At 44.6% G+C, this 17,233-nt stretch carries 13 protein-coding genes; 3 read left to right on the top strand and 10 right to left on the bottom strand.

Going from position 1 to position 17,233, the window contains the following annotated elements; translation table 11 throughout:
- Positions 1–42: 42 nt before the first annotated feature.
- The 6 genes from LOZ91_RS00555 to efp form a co-directional block, all read right to left on the bottom strand.
- Positions 43–2,034, bottom strand: a complete 1,992-nt coding sequence (locus LOZ91_RS00555; protein WP_244782500.1) for a DUF3488 and transglutaminase-like domain-containing protein — start codon at positions 2,032–2,034, stop codon at positions 43–45.
- A gap of 13 nt (positions 2,035–2,047) precedes the next feature.
- On the bottom strand, positions 2,048–2,953 hold the full coding sequence (locus LOZ91_RS00560; protein WP_005171639.1) for a DUF58 domain-containing protein: 906 nt from the start codon (positions 2,951–2,953) through the stop codon (positions 2,048–2,050).
- Positions 2,954–2,965: 12 nt separating this feature from the next.
- The gene (locus LOZ91_RS00565) at positions 2,966–3,928 is read right to left on the bottom strand and encodes an AAA family ATPase (RefSeq protein WP_005096506.1); all 963 of its coding nucleotides are present in this window, start codon (positions 3,926–3,928) and stop codon (positions 2,966–2,968) included.
- Positions 3,929–4,359: 431 nt separating this feature from the next.
- On the bottom strand, positions 4,360–4,662 hold the full coding sequence (locus LOZ91_RS00570; protein WP_180101221.1) for a YbdD/YjiX family protein: 303 nt from the start codon (positions 4,660–4,662) through the stop codon (positions 4,360–4,362).
- A 10-nt stretch (positions 4,663–4,672) separates the two neighbouring features.
- Positions 4,673–6,772 (bottom strand): carbon starvation CstA family protein, encoded by a 2,100-nt coding sequence (locus LOZ91_RS00575; RefSeq protein WP_005171642.1) that lies wholly within the window; start codon positions 6,770–6,772, stop codon positions 4,673–4,675.
- Between the two features lie 171 nt (positions 6,773–6,943).
- Positions 6,944–7,513: an elongation factor P gene (gene efp, locus LOZ91_RS00580; protein ID WP_004279747.1), complete on the bottom strand. Its 570-nt coding sequence runs from the start codon at positions 7,511–7,513 to the stop codon at positions 6,944–6,946.
- 381 nt (positions 7,514–7,894) lie between these two features.
- Between efp and epmB the strand changes: the two genes are divergently transcribed.
- From epmB to LOZ91_RS00595, 3 genes are read left to right on the top strand one after another with little or no spacing between them, the layout of a single operon-like run.
- Positions 7,895–8,917 carry an EF-P beta-lysylation protein EpmB gene (gene epmB / locus LOZ91_RS00585; RefSeq protein ID WP_244782501.1) on the top strand — a complete coding sequence of 341 codons (1,023 nt, stop codon included), beginning with the start codon at positions 7,895–7,897 and terminating at the stop codon, positions 8,915–8,917.
- 9 nt (positions 8,918–8,926) lie between these two features.
- Positions 8,927–10,672, top strand: a complete 1,746-nt coding sequence (locus LOZ91_RS00590; protein ID WP_244782502.1) for a GTPase — start codon at positions 8,927–8,929, stop codon at positions 10,670–10,672.
- Entirely contained in the window at positions 10,654–12,819 is a 2,166-nt protein-coding gene (locus LOZ91_RS00595) for an EAL domain-containing protein (RefSeq protein WP_244782503.1), read from the top strand. The genes LOZ91_RS00590 and LOZ91_RS00595 overlap by 19 nt, the downstream gene beginning before the upstream one ends.
- Before the next feature lie 84 nt (positions 12,820–12,903).
- Here LOZ91_RS00595 and rpmE read toward each other — a convergent pair whose 3' ends face one another.
- The 4 genes from rpmE to LOZ91_RS00615 all read right to left on the bottom strand — a co-directional run bounded on the left by rpmE (position 12,904) and on the right by LOZ91_RS00615 (position 17,018).
- Entirely contained in the window at positions 12,904–13,128 is a 225-nt protein-coding gene (gene rpmE, locus LOZ91_RS00600; protein ID WP_005096496.1) for a 50S ribosomal protein L31, read from the bottom strand.
- Positions 13,129–13,323: 195 nt separating this feature from the next.
- Complete coding sequence (locus LOZ91_RS00605; protein WP_005171651.1) at positions 13,324–14,304, bottom strand: bile acid:sodium symporter family protein; 981 nt, start codon at positions 14,302–14,304, stop codon at positions 13,324–13,326.
- Between the two features lie 145 nt (positions 14,305–14,449).
- A complete protein-coding gene (gene gloA / locus LOZ91_RS00610; protein WP_005096493.1) occupies positions 14,450–14,851 on the bottom strand; it encodes a lactoylglutathione lyase in 402 nt (133 codons plus the stop codon).
- 1 nt (position 14,852) lies between these two features.
- Positions 14,853–17,018 (bottom strand): MFS transporter, encoded by a 2,166-nt coding sequence (locus tag LOZ91_RS00615; protein WP_180039408.1) that lies wholly within the window; start codon positions 17,016–17,018, stop codon positions 14,853–14,855.
- Positions 17,019–17,233: the final 215 nt, after the last annotated feature.

Raw genomic sequence — 17,233 nt, forward strand, 5'->3', positions numbered from 1 at the left:
GCATGGCATATTATAAATTTTTCTGACTGAAGACAAGTCTTTTCATTTGATTTTTAAACTATCAGCACAAGTTTTAAGCAAATACTTGAATTTTTTCAATTCTTGATCAGTAAGTTCTGCTCCTGAATAAAGATATTTTTCAAAAATCCGGATTGCCTCTATAAATGCAGACTGATTTTCGACCTTAACCTGTTGGGATAAACGCTGCATCCAGTGATGAAAAGTTTCAGCAGGCTGTTTTTTGAGATCGTCAGCTAAAGATTGATTCAACTGTTGGATAGCACGATCAAATGGAGATTGAGCCTGTCGGGCTTTTAGATAAATTCTGAGTCCATAGGCTAGAATCAGTAGTGCAATACTGCCGAGCAAAACTACAATACTCGAATAAGCCGAACTGAGACCTAATTTTGATAGCCAGTTCTGTTGCGATTCTGCATTATAACCCACTACCTTGCTTTGCCACTGGTAGCTGGCATAATCGCTCCAGACCCGCATCTTGGTCATCCACTGATTATTCTGCGATGTCCAGGTCGAATTATTTGACCAAACTCTTTCATCTTGAGACATCAGGTTTTGCATTCCGCTATCTATACGTTGTGGCGCAATCATGGCAGTCGGATCAAAGCGCTGCCATTTCTGATCTAACCAGACTTCTGTCCAGGCATGAGCATCCAGTTGCCGGACCTCCCAACTCTTACGATCCGGTGCCAGTTCTCCACCCTGATAACCAGTCACCACACGTGCAGGAATCCCGACATAACGCATCAGCATGACGAAACTCGATGCATAATGCTCACAAAACCCTTGCCGCGAATTAAATAGAAATTCATCAATCCGGTTTTGTCCCAACTGGCCCGGTTTCAGGGTATAAACAAAGTTATTCTGCTGATACCAGTTCAGAATGTTCTGCACATAACGGCGTGGATCTTCAGCACTTTGCGTATATAGGCGTTGTGCCAGCTGCTGCGCTTGAGGATCCAATCTGCGCTGTACCTGGGTATTGATTCGCGCGAGATATTGACCTACAGCCTGAGGATCATATTGTGTCCCCATCCACTGCAGCGGAATCGGTTCAACGCGTTGCGTGAGTCGTCGCGGCACAATACTCCAGTCCTGACGGTTATAATAACGGCGCTCCACAGGTATTGATTTTTCCAACCCCATGATCCAGAACACCGAAGGATCCGCAGCCAGATATTGATAGTTCCATCCAACCGGCACTGGCGAGCTATCCATGGGCTGTCGCATTAAAGGTTGCTGATTGACGAAACTGCTGGTCCAGCGTTGACCATCATATTCATCCAGTACCAAGGCGCGCCAATACAACTCTGAACGCGGTGGGAGTTTACTGACATCACCGATAATCCGGAAAGCCAATGCACTAGACTGCGATAATTCAGCAATATCACCGGGCGACATGCTGTCGCTAATACCGGTCACACCTTTATTTTCTGGGATGGGAATATGCCAAAGTGGTGGCAAACGCGGGAAGAAAATAAACAGCAGCAGGAAAAATGGAATGGCGTACAGGATAAACTTCGCTACATGCTTGGCATCCTGTTGTAATGCTGCACGCTGGGTGGTCTGCTCCTGCTCAAACTCGCTGGTCTGAATCCGGTACAGGCCAATCAGACAGCTGATTAAACACAGCACAATCACGATCGCCATGCCAAATGACTGACTGTATAAAAATGAACTGGCAGCGACAAACAGGGCAAAATTAAACAAAATAATTAAGTCACGCCTGTTTTTACTTTCCAGTGATTTGGCAAATAAAAATGTCGATAAAACTGCCACTCCAGCTTCAACACCAATAAAGCTCTGATAACTTAAATAAATACTGCCCAGTGCCAAAACTGTGAGCAAAAAGGTGCCAATTTTAGGAAATGGCTGCTGACGTTTCAGATAAATCCAGATACACAGAATACTGATGGCGAAAATAATGCTGAGTAAGACCGGAATAAATGCCATTTGGGCGATGAGAATCAGGCTCAAGGTCAGTACAATCGAAGTACGGATTTTTGCATTGATCATTGCTTTATCTGCCTTAGGCCTGTGCCAATAACTGTTTGGCTTTACGCAGTTGCGCTTCACCTGCACCCTGTGGCAATTCGGCTTGGGGCAAATGCAGTGCATAAGCACATTGTTGTTGCTCGCATTGCTCGATCAGTCCCATCATAAATTCAAGTTTTTCTTCATGTGATTGCGTCGGCATATGTTCATAATGAATCTCGATACTGTGTTCATCCTGATACTGCTCAAAAACCTTGACATATAAGCCCTGTCCTCGGGCAAACTGCTTCCAGGATACCGACTGCAAGGAATCGCCAGTCTGGTAATTTCGCAGCTCGCGAAATTCATCCATATCTGGTTCAAAGCGGTTCAGATGGTATCTATTTTCTGCGCTAAAAACTTCTGCTTTGGGCGCAACCCAGGCAGTATGCTGATGATAAAGATAAGTCCAGGCCCGAACCAATCCAAAAGGATAAACCGAATATATTTGAATGACGGGATAATCAAATTTACCGCGTTGCTCTGCATAAAATGGCAGGATAAACTGCTGCTTCTGTGCATTCAGATAAACTTTGTGTAGCTGATTTCCAGCTTTAATATACAAATAATGTGGTCGAACTTGCTGCTGCTGAAAATACATTTGCAGATTCAGACTGTGTCCGACCTGCCCCACTTCATCCGCGATTAATTCAATCTTCAAGCCATGCAGCTGCTTAAACGTCAGATAAAAACTGATACACAGCACAGCACTGATTAAAAAGCAGAAACCTAAAATCAGATTGTTGGCATAATTCACCCCTGCCACAAAGGTGATCAAGATCAACACCAGATACAGATAGCCCTGCTGATAAATAAATACCAAGACGTCTTTCTGCGAGAGCTGTTTCTGCTGTGAAAATTGAAAGCGTTTGGCCAGCCATTCTTGCCAGGTTTTATCCAAGAGAGGACTCCTTTAGCTGACCGCAACCTGTTGCATGACATTCAAAGTTTCAGCTTCACTCAAACCCAGACGATGTGAAGTCACCGCCACAAATACGGCCTGTACGTCATCCGCTGTGACAAAGGCACGTTGCTGAATCAGCGCATGCGCTTGTGCTGCACGCTTGAGTGCCAATAAACCACGGGTGGACAGGCCATGACGGTTCTTGCGGGTTTCTTCCGCCAGATCCAGCAGATATTCCTGAATCGCTTCACTCATAAAGACCTGATGCGCCAGACTTTGCAGATCCAGAATTTCATCTTCAGTAAAAATATGCGCCAGACTGGCAATCAGGGCAAAACGGGATTCCTGCTGTAATAACAGCTTCTCGGCATGACGCGATGGATAACCCAAAGACAAACGCATCAGAAAACGATCCAGCTGCGATTCCGGCAAGGCATAAGTGCCGCTTTGAAACAGCGGGTTCTGTGTGGCAATCACCCAGAATGGTTTTGGCAAGGCATAGCGTACGCCATCAATGGTGGCATAACCCTCTTCCATGGCTTCAAGTAAGGCACTCTGGGTTTTGGGGCTACAACGGTTAATTTCATCTGCCAGTAAAATCTGGGTGAAAATCGGGCCTTGTTTAAACTCGAACTGATGTTCTTTCTGGTTAAACATATTAATACCGATGACATCGCTGGCCAGCATATCGTTGGTAAATTGAATCCGCTGGAACTTCAACCCTGCCAGATGTGCCAGACTACTCGCCAATGTGGTTTTCCCCAGACCCGGTAAATCCTCAAATAGAACATGACCACCTGCAATCAGACAGCACAGCGCCAACTTGGTCTGGGCCTGCTTGTCCAGTACGATGGCATTGACCTCTTCAAAAAAATGCTGGATCTTGGGCGCATAACTTGCAATCTTTTGTTCAAGCACAGTATTGAGATGTGCAGTATCGTTATTTTCCTTTTGTTTCATGCCCCAGATCACACTAATTTTCCTAATAAAACACGGTCTAGGATTAACATACACTGAAATTTTAATTTCCCCAAAAGATCAATTCTCTATCTGTGTAACTGAATGAGAATACCCGCGACAAAATGGCGAAAATTCAAATAAAAATAGGTGGGTTTTATCAAGTACGGAGAAAATGGCAACATAGAAAACAGGCAAAAAAACCGGTTCAAGAAGAAATCATTTTTTCTTCGAGTGCGAGTATTAATACCTCGTATACATTTTATTTATGATAGTTAAAACACCATACTTAAAAGGTATGCAGATTTATTTTTATCCTGGATTTGAATCAAGAATATTCTGAAACAACTGAGTGAATGAAATGAGAGGTCATTCGCTCGGCCATTTTTAAGACCGATATTTAGGCATAAAAAAGCGCCCCGAAAGGCGCTTGTTTTACTCAAAAATTAACACGGACATTTCTTCATCCCACTGCCTGCCGATGGATAACGCGAATCCACACAGTGACGATAAAATGTTTTCGGGTCCATCGCTTCCAGGTCTGGATGATGCTTGCGCATATGCTCCACATAGGTCTGGTAATCTGGCACCCCAACCATCAGGCGGAAACTTTGCTGCAAGCGTTGCCACAAGGTCGCAATACGTGACCAGTTTTTCGGATTCAGAATCAAATCCTTTTGTGACATCACGGTCATTTTGATGATTTTATAAATCATGGTTTTTCCGCTTTTGGCAAATTTCAGATTCATAAGACTCTCCTTAATGACCTTTCGCTGGCTGAATGTCTTCAGGATCGCGATAGATGGCTTCCGCTTCATGCACAGAAGGATTCGGATCTGCTAAAGCACGACGAATCACGCGAATCGCGGCGAACAGCATCACAAAAGCAACGATCATAAAAAAGGCACAAAGTGCGGCATTAATCTGATTCGACATGGCCACAGTCTGCATTTCTGCAATACTTTTAGCCGGCGCCAGGATTTCATTATTGGCGATGGCCGTATTGAAACGATCAGCTTGTGCCAGGAAACCAATCTTCGGATTTTCGTGGAAAATCTTCTGCCAGCCGGCAGTCATGGAAGTAATGAACAGGAAAACGGTCGGGATAATGGTGACCCAGACATATTTCTGTTTTTTCATTTTGAACAGAATGACTGTACCGAGAATGAGCGCCATCGCAGCCAGAATCTGGTTACCAATACCAAATAGCGGCCATAAGCTGTTAATGCCGCCGAGTGGATCGACCACGCCCTGATAGACGAAGAAGCCCCAACCTGCGACTGCAACCGCAGTACCCAGCAAGTTACCAAAGAAATTATGCGAGTTTTTCACCGCAGGAATCACGATGCCGACTGTATCCTGCACCATAAAGCGACAGGCACGCGTACCGGCATCTACCGCTGTCAGAATGAATAGAGCTTCAAACAGAATCGCAAAGTGATACCAGAACGCCATCATTTCACGGCTATTAAAAATTTCCGTGATGATATGCGCCATACCAATCGCAAAAGTCGGTGCACCACCTGTACGTGACAGAATCGAGTTTTCACCGACTTCTTGAGCCAATAAAGTCAAGGCTTCAGGGGTTACCACAAAACCAAGGGTACGCACTGCTTCTGCCGCACTTTCTGCGGTAGTCCCGAGTAAGGCGGCTGGCGAGTTAATCGCAAAATAAATTCCCGGATCCAGAACTGCGGCACAGATCAAAGCCATGATCGCCACAAAAGATTCCATCAACATACCGCCATAACCGATCACACGGATATCGCGTTCGTTATTGACCAGTTTCGGTGTCGTTCCCGAAGAGACCAAGGCGTGGAAACCGGAAATCGCACCACAGGCAATGGTAATAAACAGGAATGGGAACATGGAGCCTGCAAATACTGGGCCAGTACCATCAATAAACTTGGTCACCGCTGGCAGTTTCATTTCAGGCATGGCAAACAGAATACCAATCGCCAGACCGGCAATTACACCAATTTTCAAGAAAGTGGATAGATAGTCACGTGGTGCAAGCAACAGCCACACCGGCAATACTGATGCAATAAATCCATAGATAATCAATGCCCAGGTCAGCTCAGTTCCCGATAGTGTGAAGAACGGCCCCCAGTACGGATGTTGCGCGATGTTTTCACCGTAGATGATCCCGAGCATCATCAATACAAAACCAATAATCGACACTTCTGCAATTTTACCCGGACGGATAAAACGCATATACACGCCCATAAAGATCGCAATCGGAATCGTGGCAGCAATACTGAACACGCCCCACGGACTATTGGTCAAGGCTTTGACGACCACCAGTGCCAACACCGCCAGGATGATGATCATCACGCCTAAAGCACCCAGCATGACGATAATACCGGCAAAGGTGCCGAGTTCCTGCTTGGCCATTTCACCGAGTGAACGACCGTCACGCCGGGTCGAAATAAACAGCACCAGAAAATCCTGTACGGCACCGGCCAGTACCACACCGACTAACAGCCAGATCGTTCCGGGTAAATAGCCCATTTGTGCGGCCAGGATCGGACCGACCAGCGGGCCTGCACCGGCAATCGCTGCAAAGTGATGGCCAAACAAGACACTTTTATTGGTCGGTACATAATCCAGACCATCGGCCAGACGATGCGCAGGCGTCAAACGGCGCTCATTCAGCTCGAATACTTTGGTGGCAATAAACAAACTATAGAAACGGTAAGCAATGCTATAGACACAGGCAGCTGCAAGTACCAGCCAGACTGCATTGACATGCTCACCCCGACTCAGGGCCAGCACTCCAAAGGAGACTGCACCCACTATGGCTACTAAAAGCCAAATTATTTTCGAAGTCAGCGTGGACTTCTTTTGTAAAGTTTCCATTCAATCCCTCATATTGTGATGCATATAAATCAGCGCGGTTGTTGTTGTTCGAAGTACTGCTGTTTTCCCTTGCGACTTTACGCCTGTTCTTTTCGCTTTCCTCTAAGACTTTGGCATAAAAAAAGGGATGATCTAGATCATCCCTCTCGATAATAGTCTATTTTAAAACCATTATGCACGTTCTAAATAATCACCAGTACGGGTATCTACACGAACGCTTTCTTCTTGCTGTACGAATAATGGAACACGTACGACTGCACCTGTTTCAAGTTTCGCCGGCTTACCGCCACCGCCTGAAGTATCACCACGAACACCTGGGTCAGTTTCAACGATTTTAAGTACTACGAAGTTCGGTGGAGTTACGTTTAACGGCACGCCATTGAACAGCATAATAGTACACTTTTCATTTGAATCGTCTTTTAACCATTTTGCAGCATCGCTCATCGCTGTTTTATCAGCTGCGATCTGTTCAAAAGTTACAGGATCCATGAAGTTCCACATTTCACCGTCGTTGTACAAGTATTCCATTTCTACTTCAACGATATCAGCCGCTTCTAGGTTCTCGCCTGATTTAAATGTTTTTTCCAGTACTTTACCTGATTTTAGGTTACGTAATTTTACGCGGTTGAAGGCTTGGCCTTTACCCGGTTTTACGTATTCGTTTTCCATGATTGAACATGGGTTACCATCAAGCATAACCTTAAGGCCTGACTTGAAATCATTCGTAGAATAATAGGCCATGACTGGCGCACTCCAAACTTACTAACTTTAATCTATAGATGCTAAGGGCTGTTGCAATGTCATTTAGCAAGTCTGACACGAACATTGGGTGCCACATGCACATTCATTTGATGTTGCGTATTCTAAATGAGCAATACACTTTGCCGCAATGAAAAATTCCGGTTTCAGCCGTTGACACTGCCTAAGTTACACTCAGACATGAAATTCTCTTGTTTATTCATGTCTTGCTCAACGCTAAAATGCCATCAGGCTATCATCATTTTTAGCATATCTGATGATGCGATCAATTTTATCGCGCAGCGGATTATTCTGGTTTGCTACAAGCTGTTAAACTGCAGCCATCAGGCTTTGCCCTCCCATTTCTACTGTTAATTTTCCAGCATGACGAACTATTTATATCAAGAACAAAACTGGCAATCCCAGCTTAGCGACCTGATCACCGACCCACGCGAACTGCTTGACGTGTTGCAGCTTTCACCAGAGCAGCTGCTTTCGGGCGCGATTTTGGCCAGTGAACAGTTCAAATTACGTGTGCCGCGGGCTTTTGTGGAAAAAATGCAAGTGGGAAATCCTTTGGACCCGCTGCTATTACAGGTTCTGCCGCATCATCTGGAACTGCAGGAGCATCCCGAGTTTGTTACCGACCCCTTAGGCGAAGAACAGGCCAATCAACAGCCTGGAGTATTGCACAAATATAAATCACGTTTCTTGCTGACGCTGACCGGTGCCTGTGCCGTGCATTGTCGTTACTGTTTCCGCCGGCATTTTCCTTATCAGGACAACCTGCCTAAAAATGAAGACTGGATCAATATCAAGCAATATCTGGAAAGCCAGCCTGATATTAATGAAGTGATTCTGAGCGGTGGTGATCCACTGACCTTATCCAACCGGAAATTGCAACTCTGGATCGAGCGGCTAGAATCTCTACCACAGCTCAAATTTTTAAGAATACATTCACGAGTTCCCATTGTGATCCCTAACCGGGTGGACGAAGAGCTACTTAGCATGTTAAAAAACAGTAGGCTACGTATTATTCTGGTGGTACACTCCAACCATGCATCGGAGCTGGATGACTTCACCTGCAAGCGTTTGAACCAGTTGGTTCAAGAACAGATTACTGTGCTGAATCAGACAGTTTTATTAAAAGGTGTGAATGATTCTGCTCAGGTTTTGACAGATTTAAGCTATCGCTTGTTTGATGCCGGGGTGATGCCGTATTATTTACATGTACTTGATAAAGTAAAAGGTGCACATCATTTTGATTTACCACCTGATGACATTTATGAGATTTATACTGAAGTTTTAGCGAACCTTCCGGGGTATTTGGTTCCTAAACTGGTTCGAGAAATAGCGGGCGAGAACAATAAGACACCGCTTTTTGGGGTTTCAACATTTTTGAGTTAAATAATAAAGATGAGCAAGCATACGTCCGACATTTTTCAGACACCGACGGAACTCACACGGGATCAGCTGAGCTTTTGCCCGACGACTGCCAAAGCTTTGCAAGAGTGGGTTTCCGGTATTTCAATTTTGCAACTGGGAAATTCATCCAAATCCCTGTTTAATGCCTTATTAGAAATTTCTGAGCTGAAATGCACAGAAACCCTGCGCTTTGACCTGATTCAGGTCTTGCATCCGACCCTTGAAAATGTTCTGACCAGTCTGGAAAAGCATTTTGTCAATCAGGGGCTGATTACTTCGGATCGTAACGATCAAATCATTGAACTGGCCATGCTGCTGCGTAGCCATTTTGCCAAAATTTATATTGATATCGTCAAACGCTGTAATCATCAACTGACCCATCAAAAATTTTCCCTGTTTTCTCTGGGTAAAAAGAAAAGCATTCAAACCGCGCGTATGGTGTCGATTTATTATGCTTTGCAACAGCTCAGCCTGCTGTTATATCAACAGCATATGTTATACAGCACACCGGATATGGGGCAATGGTTGGCTGCACATCAACTGCTTGAATGTGCAATCGAAAATAATTTCTACCAAAGCAATATCAATCAGGTTTTAGGCACCCAGCACGAGATCCAGAATATTGCACATGCTTATGCTCAACTGATTTTACTGGATATTTTTAATACCCATCAGATTCGCCCTGCAGAAATTCAGGGGCTGTACCTATGCAGTTTTGACTGGGCCAAACTGGTGCAGATTCTACCGAAAGAAACCACACTGTCCCGCTATGTGGTGGATGCCAGCAAAGATCACCCCCCGATCTTTAATTCGCATCAGGGTGAAAATTTTCAGCCAAGCTTCTATATTTCCACCCAGAATCTGATGGAACATTTGACCCATACTCAAAGCAAAAATGCCCAGTATCTGTCGCGTAATGAAAAACTGTTCCTGACCCCTGCACTACATTTTCATATCTATAATCTGCTCTCGAATAATATCGAACGCCGTCACGAACGTTATGAATATTCAGCCCAGATCAATATCTGCTTTGGCTTGACGGTGGCACATTTTTATCTATCCAAAGGTAAAAACTTTAACGAGACCCTGGAACTTGAGGCCAATTATAATTTCCAGAGTGAAAGCAGTTTTGTCAGCTCAATGGAAAATGCCATTCCACGTGGTTTTAGCAGCATCAAGGCCCTCGATCGCGAAACCAAACAGATTCATAGTGCTGAAGTTCTGGATATTAGTGTCAATGGTTACCGGATTAAATGGACTGGTATTACCCCTGCCAATCTGAAAACCGGTGAATTTATTCTGGTTCAGGAAAAATCACAGCGTCAGTGGCGTGGTGGTGTGATTCGCTGGATCAAGCAATCGACCGACAAGAGTCTGGAAATTGGTCTGGAAGTTCTGGCTCAGGAATTATTCCCTTGCGCGGCTTATAGCCGTACCGAACGCCATCATGTCAATTATCAGCCTGCACTGCTGGTAAAAATGACGCAACTGGATCAGGTCACGACCAGTGTGATTGTCTCTGGTTCACAGATGTTTAGGGAAAAACAAACCATTCATTTACGCCTCGGTCAGAAAGAATTAAAAATCTATCTGACCAAAGCACAACTGATTACGCAGAGTTTTATCCGTTTTGATTATGAATTATTGAATGATCAAGAAGAAGAAATGATAGAAAACTTTATCGGTCAGCACATGAATGAAAGCAGAAATCATGATTTATGGGAAGCATTGAAGTGAGAAATCCATTATTGTCTAAAAAGTTAAAACGTACCGAAACACGTTTACTGATTATTGATGATAATCAAATTAGATATAACCAAATCCGTGATCTTCTGACCAGCAATGACTATCAGGTTGATGCTGTCCTGCTTGATGATTTGCAATCTTTTGAAAAACAGTTAAATTTTAACTGGGATCTGATTATCTTTGGCCGTGCTTATGATCTGAAATATGAACAGGCCTTAAGTCTGGTGCGTCTTTCCCAGCAGCCTCATCTGCCGATGATTTTGCTTAAACCGGATGACTATCAGGCTGAACACTATGCCCAGTATATTCATAAAGGAATTTATGACATTCTCAATTTTGACTACCTGGAACGCTTTTATGTGGGACTGGTTCGGGCATTGTCATTTAGCCGTGTATCGCAGACCCACCAACATTTGCTCAATGAACTGGAAGCAGCACAAAGTCAGACACAATCCTTAGTCGAAGATAGTAATCGTGCCATCGCAACCATTCAAGAAGGGATTCATATTCAGGCCAATGCAGACTATCTGAAACTGTTTGGCTTACAAAGTGAAGACGAGATTATTGGCCTGCCGCTGCTAGATCTATTACAACCTTCTGATCTAAACGACTTTAAAACACGTTTCAAAAAGATTTCTCAAGGCCAGGTGGATTTAGGCCGGGTTGAAATCCACTCTCTTAATCCGCGTGTCGCCGCATCTAAGCCATTAAAACTGGAATTCTTGCCATCCAGCGCTGAAGAAGATGCACTACAAATTACTATTGATACTCAGGCTCAAGCAGGCAATACCGAGAAGCCAGCCGGAAAACCGAGTACTTTCCAGCTCCTTAAACGTGAAATAACCAAACAGTCCGCACCTGTAAATGCCATGGTAACTTTCTCTTTAAGTTCCTATGAACCAGAAGTTCTACAGTCTGAGTGGACGACGTTTAGTGGATATTTCAAAGCTGTTAAAGAATTCCTCAAAGAACAAACCCATGTTCCATTATTCAAGCTGGAATATGACGTCCTTGTCGGTCTGTTCCAGGCAGATTCCAAAGCAATTCTTGAATCCAAACTGATCGGATTAAATGCACTCAGCAAGCCACAATTAGTGACAGTGGGACAAAATTCGTTCCCGCTCAATTTACGCATGGGTTATGTGGTTCTGGAACAGGGTTTAAATGATGAAGCGCACTGCAATGAACTGATTGCACGAGCCTTCTCTACGTCTTTACCTCAAGCAGAAGTAGCACCTGAATTTGTACTAGATATTCCTGCTTCACTGAGCAACCAGCCATCTCTAGAAATGCCGCAGATCGATTTTAGTGTGGCTGAAACACCAATCGAAAGCCCAACAGTTGCGGCGATCAGTCCAGCAGTCAGCTCTATTCCTGCGGCGACACCTCATATCCTGAAAGCTTTGAGTGAATGTCTGGATCGTGGTGAAATCCATTTAAAATATCAGCAGTTGTATGATAAAGAAGATACCCGCCTTTATACTTATGAAGTGACCAGCGGCTTCATTTATGAGAATAAATGGCAGGATATTTCTACACTCCTTGAACTGCATGAAGATGATGAGCTGTCGATTAAACTGGATCGCTGGATTCTGGTTGAAGCCAGTAAACAGTTGCACAACTTTATTACCCAGTATCCGGATGCGACCTTAATCGTGAATTTGAACCGTGCGGTACTCTTTAAAGACCGTAGCTTCCCGGAATTTATTTCCAAGCTGATTACGATTATTCGCAGCAAAGTCCGACATCCGCTGATCCTGCAATTCTCTGAAGAAGATATTCTGCTGAATCAACAGGATGCGCAGAAATATCTACGTGTTCTGCATGAACATGGCGCGCTGATTGCGCTGCGTGATTTTGGTCAATCGATGTATGGTCCGAATTTGCTGCGTGAGCTGGAAATAGATGGTGTCAGCTTGCATTCCAGCTTGACCCAGATGCTGAATAACGAGACTGGAGTCGAGCAGCTGCAGGAAAAAATCACCAGCTATAATGATATCAAACCGCTGAATATTCTGGTCCGCGAATTAAATGATATGACCCTGTTCGCCAATGCCTGGAATGTTGATGCCCGCTTTATTCAAGGGGATTATTTCCAGAAAAAACTCGATCACCTGATTGATGTACAAGAGCATTAAATAGTTATATGCCTGCCATGCGGTTATTTTCCAAATGGCAGGCACAAAAAAACGGGCTTGAGGCCCGTTTTTTCATTTTGGGTATTAACGTTTAACAGAACGTGACATACCAGCAAAACGTTGTTTGAACTTGTCGATACGACCGCCAGTGTCAACGTTCTTTTGCTTACCAGTGTAGAATGGGTGGCAAGCTGAACATACGTCTAGGTAAAGTGTTTCTTTACCAGCAGCTGAACGAGTTTCGATTACGTTACCACATGAACAAGTCGCAACTAAAGTTTCATATTTTGGGTGAATATCGGCGCGCATGGTCGATTACTCCATTAGATTCAAGAAGGTTTAGCTGTCATCGCTATTGATCACTCTCAAATGAGGAAGCAGGAACAAAGTTCATGCAGATCAACACCACAACAGACCATTCTTTTGGCCCACCGAGACGGATACCGTCAGAGCTAAGCACAACAAGTGGGCATTATTATACGTGAAAAAAATTCAATATGCGAATTATTCTTCTGCTTCTGACTCAGCCTCTTTGGCCCACACATTGGCAATAATCCCGCAAACCATCAATTGAATCTGATGAAAAATCATGATCGGCAAAACAATCATGCCCAGTGGCTGGCCAATAAATAGAATTTGTGCCATCGGCACGCCACTGGCCAGGGTTTTTTTAGAACCGCAGAAAAATACCGTCTTCTGGTCAGCGCGACTAAAACCCAGCCAGCGTGGGATATACAGCGACAACAGCATCACCAGGGTCAAAAGCACCGAACAGGCTAGCAATAACAGCAATAATGTACTGAGACTGACTTCATTCCAAAGTCCCGCTACTACGGCGCTACTAAAAGCACCATAGACCACCAATAAAATTGAGCCTTGATCGAAGACCTTGACGATTTTTGGCATTTTCATCATTTTTGGATAAATCCAGGGACGTAAAATTTGCCCCAAGATAAAAGGTACCAATAACAACAGCGTAATCTGGATAATCGAAGCGGTTGGGTCAAACCCGTGCTCAGATTGACCTAAAATAAAAAATGCCACCAATACCGGGGTGATAAACATGCCGATAATATTAGAAAATGATGCACTACAGACAGCACCGGCCACATTCCCATGTGCGACGGAAGTAAAAGCAATCGAAGACTGAACGGTAGATGGCAGGAAGCACATAAATAGGAAGCCCCAGTACAGCTCCTGCCCGAGCATTGGCAATAAAATCGGCTTGGCCAGCAAACCTAGAATAGGAAACAAGGCAAAAGTCAGTGCAAAGACCAAAGTATGTAATTTCCAGTGCATGATCCCCTCCACCACCGCTTCGCGGGACAGCTTGGCACCGTGCAGGAAAAATAGAATGGCAATCGCGCCTGTCGTGATCCAGCCAAAAACTTCAGCGGCCTGTCCGGAGACAGGCACTACACTGGCCAACAGCACCATGACAAATAGCAATATCGTAAAGCGGTCCAATGCCAACAATTTAAGCATCTGCTGTTCTTCCCTTAAAGTTTTATTGTTCGATAAAAAAATGCCCGGCTATCTTAACAGATGCCGGGCCCATGCTATGCACTCAGGTTGATGTAATATTTTCATCTATACGTGAATACATTTCATCTATCACGCTACATCCCACTTAGTTATTACGTGCATCCTGATCTTGCTGGATCAGCTCGATTTTATAGCCATCTGGATCTTCTACAAATGCAATGACAGTCACACCGCCTTTCATTGGACCAGCTTCACGCACGACATTACCACCACGTGCCTTGATCTCTTCACATGCCTTATAAGCATCATCGACTGCAATCGCGATATGACCATAGGCATTGCCCAGCTCATAGCTGTCTGTATCCCAGTTATGCGTCAATTCAAGTACGGTGTGATTTTCTTCATCGCCATAACCGACAAAAGCCAGGGTAAAACGGCCCTCTTCGTAATCACGTTTACGAAGCAAAGTCATGCCAAGTACTTCAGTATAGAACTTGAGCGATTGTTCTAAATTGCCTACACGTAACATGGTATGCAGCATGCGCATATTAATCATCCTTCTGTACAGATTGTTGTTGGTGTTCACCGAGCAGTTTTGCGACCCAAACCACCAGAATCAGGATCGGAATCCCAATTAACGTGGTCATGAGGAAGAATTTCGGATAACCAATATTGGTCACTATAGTACCCGAATATCCGCCTAAAATCTTGGGAGTCAGGGTCATGAGTGAGCTAAAAATCGCATATTGAACCGCGGTAAATGACACACTGGTCAGGCTCGACAAGAATGCAATAAACGCAGCACCCGCAAGTCCGGCAGCCAGATTATCGACAATAATGGCAAAATAAAGCCACTTGTCGCTATAAGGTTTGATGACCTTACCACTGACTTCAATCATGTCTGAACTACTGCCATCTATCACCGCCAAAGGCTGAATATCAACATCCAGATTCTGGCCAGGGATGAGCTGATCATTGACCTGATAAACATGTGTGGTTTGCTGAAGCGCCTGGCCATCTTGCATCAAGACTGCACTGACAATATGTGCGGGTGAGTGAATCAGTTGCTGCGCAGGAATCGCGGCAGTAAATACGCCTTCACTTTCTAATTTTGCCTCAAGATTCTGATCATTGATTTGTAAAACAATCTTTTGATTCGGTTGCAGCGCTGCACCGACATATTGACCACGTACCACAATGGTCTTGTCCTGTTCAGCGACATTGAGGGTATTGTCACTGGTGATCGGCAGAATCTGTAACTGGGTGCTGCCCTGTTGTGCAGTCAAATACGGCATGCTGACCTGTACAGGCTGAGTAGCATGATCTGAATTTAGATAGCTGGCTGTCACTTGCAGTTGCTTACTCTGCGCTAAAACATCACTGGGTACATTCAGCTTCCAGTAACCGACTTCATCGGTATCGGCCTGATAAACCTGATTAGCGACCCTAACTTCGACAGCTGCCAGTTTTTCACCAGATTTGACCAGTCCAATAAAAATCAGGTTGGTGGAACAGGCCAGCACGGCACCGACAAACATCAGTTTCATGATGTTCATTTTCTGGGCCAGTAAACCACCGAGAAAACCACCAATTAAAGAGAAAATCACCCCATAGACTTTGACCGCTTCGGCAATCTGCTCTTTACTGAAATTCAGGTCCTGATAGAAGACGTTGGAAATGACCCCGGCAATGATATCGGAAACCCGATAAAAACCGATCAATAACAACAGCACCAATGCCAGTTTTAAGCCATAGCGCCTAAAGAAGTCTGCAACCGGATTAACCCAGGTTTCATAGGCCATCTGCTTGTTGACTGCACCCATTTTCACCAAGCTTGCACCAATGGCAAAGGCAATCGCACCAGAACCAATAAAGCGTAAGGCTTCAAAGCAGAACAAGGCAAAAGTATCTTGAATGGTGAACTGTTCGGTAATACTGACGACCAGATTGCCGGAATAGATATAGCTCAGTACAAAGCTGATCACTGCGACAAAAAACACTGCGACTAAACGGAAATAATCACTGCGCAGATAATGTTTAGGCACACGGTCAACCTGCGGTTCCCGAATGCAGAGCGTGGTGACAATTCCGACCAGCATTACCGCGGCCATGGCCAGATAGGTCCATTTCCAGGCATCGTAAATATAATTGCCTTTGGCTGTGCCCAAATAAGCGGCCAGAAACAAGGCGCCAGCACCCGCCACGATCATCCCGATCCGGTAACCGGCATTATAGGTCGCGGCCAAGACGGTCTGCATCTGGGTTTCCGCCAGTTCAATCCGGTAGGCATCAATCACAATATCCTGCGTTGCAGCAGAAAAGCCTAACAGGACTGCACCCAGCGCCATTTGCTGTAAATGAGTTACGCCCAAAGCCGGATCAGAAAAAGCCATAATGGAAATGGCGCAGACAATCAGAATCTGTGCAATCAGCAACCAGGCTCGACGGCGTCCCAGAGCCTTGGTCAGAAAAGGCACTGGCAGTTCATCAATGAGCGGCGCCCAGACGAATTTAAACGAGTAGCCCAATGCTGCCCAACTAAAAAAAGTGACTGCACTTTTGCTGATTCCGGCCTCACCTAACCATAAAGACAGACTGGAAAAAATCAGAAGAATCGGGACACCGGCCGAAAATCCCAAGAACAGCATGATCAAGGCACGTCGATCTAAAAATGCTGTAAATGCGGATTTCCAACCCGTCGTTTGTGTTGTCATTGCTTTATTATTTTCCGCGGAAAAACCAATTGCTGCTATTCAATCCTGTAATAGCGCATCTTTCAACAAGATTTATATATTTATCACATTTCCGGTTTTTTATTTTCTGGCAAAAGCCACATGTTCGCTTGAATTTTCCAAGCAAATCTGTATACCTTAACGCTTATCAACGTAATATTTCGTTTTGGATTTCAACAGTGACCCAGAGACTCGAT

The sequence above is a fragment of the Acinetobacter sp. F-1 genome (genome assembly GCF_022869025.1).
GTDB lineage: Bacteria > Pseudomonadota > Gammaproteobacteria > Pseudomonadales > Moraxellaceae > Acinetobacter > Acinetobacter pseudolwoffii.

Coding starts and splice junctions, on each gene's coding strand:
- LOZ91_RS00555 (WP_244782500.1), bottom strand. CDS start 2,034: ATGATCAATGCAAAAATCCGTACTTCGATTGTACTGACCTTGAGCCTG.
- LOZ91_RS00570 (WP_180101221.1), bottom strand. CDS start 4,662: ATGAATCTGAAATTTGCCAAAAGCGGAAAAACCATGATTTATAAAATC.
- LOZ91_RS00575 (WP_005171642.1), bottom strand. CDS start 6,772: ATGGAAACTTTACAAAAGAAGTCCACGCTGACTTCGAAAATAATTTGG.
- efp (WP_004279747.1), bottom strand. CDS start 7,513: ATGGCCTATTATTCTACGAATGATTTCAAGTCAGGCCTTAAGGTTATG.
- epmB (WP_244782501.1), top strand. CDS start 7,895: ATGACGAACTATTTATATCAAGAACAAAACTGGCAATCCCAGCTTAGC.
- LOZ91_RS00590 (WP_244782502.1), top strand. CDS start 8,927: ATGAGCAAGCATACGTCCGACATTTTTCAGACACCGACGGAACTCACA.
- LOZ91_RS00595 (WP_244782503.1), top strand. CDS start 10,654: ATGGGAAGCATTGAAGTGAGAAATCCATTATTGTCTAAAAAGTTAAAA.
- rpmE (WP_005096496.1), bottom strand. CDS start 13,128: ATGCGCGCCGATATTCACCCAAAATATGAAACTTTAGTTGCGACTTGT.
- LOZ91_RS00605 (WP_005171651.1), bottom strand. CDS start 14,304: ATGCTTAAATTGTTGGCATTGGACCGCTTTACGATATTGCTATTTGTC.
- gloA (WP_005096493.1), bottom strand. CDS start 14,851: ATGCGCATGCTGCATACCATGTTACGTGTAGGCAATTTAGAACAATCG.
- LOZ91_RS00615 (WP_180039408.1), bottom strand. CDS start 17,018: ATGACAACACAAACGACGGGTTGGAAATCCGCATTTACAGCATTTTTA.